The 1111-nt window shown below is 48.9% G+C and carries 1 protein-coding gene; it reads left to right on the forward strand.

Annotated features, from left to right (window positions below; genetic code table 11):
* Window positions 1–1111, forward strand: a 1111-nt coding sequence (locus QVP40_RS10945; RefSeq protein ID WP_288200507.1) for a transglycosylase domain-containing protein, incomplete at both ends; no start/stop codon positions are given.

A 1111-nucleotide genomic window follows, 5' to 3' on the forward strand; every position in this document is an offset into this window, starting at 1 on the left:
AGATACCACCAGACAGCCCGGTTCCACATTCAAAGTTGTTTCTACCTATGCTCCTGCTCTCAACGAAAAGGGCATGACACTGGCCACAACATTTGAGGACGAACCATATAACTACCCGGATGGTTCTCCTGTAGAAAACGCTTCCAGAACTTACGGAGGAACAACCACGATCCGAAAAGCTATCCAGAACTCTGTAAACGTAGTCGCAGTGAAATGTCTGGAGGAGGTTACTCCTGAGCTTGGTCTTCAGTATCTGGACAACTTTGGCTTCACAACTCTTGCCCATGGGACAGAGGCAGACACAGATGCCAACGGAACTGTATGGACAGACGCCAATCTTCCTCTTGCACTTGGCGGTCTGACTCACGGTGTAACAAACGTGGAGCTTTGCGCAGCCTATGCTGCCATAGCCAACCAGGGTAATTACATTGAACCTCTTTACTACACAAAGATCCTTGATCACAGCGGCAATGTTCTGATCGAAAAAACTTCTGCTGAACGTTCTGTAATTAAGGAGAGCACTGCATGGCTTCTCACAAGCGCCATGGAGGACGTTGTAAAGAACGGTACGGGAACTGCCTGCCAGCTGGACAATATGACAGTAGCAGGAAAGACAGGTACCACAGATGATTACAATGACCTGTGGTTTGTAGGTTACACTCCATATTACACCTGCGCAGTATGGTCCGGATTTGACAACAACGAAAAGCTCCCTGATGATTATTCCCGTGACTTCCACAAAGATATGTGGCGCAAGGTCATGACACGAATCCATGAGGGACTTGAGGACAAAGATTTTGAAATGCCGTCCACTGTAGAAAAAATAAGTGTATGCGCTGATACAGGACTGCTTCCAAGATCCGGCTGTTCCGTGATCACAGAATTCTTTGATGTAGGTGACGTTCCTACAGACTACTGTGAAGAGCACTTCTATGAACCGGAACCGGTGATTCCGGAATACACCTATGAGGAAACGATCATTCCTGAACCGTCTCTCACCCCGGAAAATCCGGATGGAAACGGTGATCAGGGTGACGGAAACTCCGATAACGGCGGTGATACCGGCGGCGGCGACACCGATGGCGGTGATAACGGCGGTGGTGATAACGGC

The sequence above is a fragment of the Blautia sp. CAG:257 genome, assembly GCF_000433815.1.
In the GTDB taxonomy this organism is placed as follows: Bacteria; Bacillota; Clostridia; order Lachnospirales; family Lachnospiraceae; genus Blautia_A; species Blautia_A caecimuris.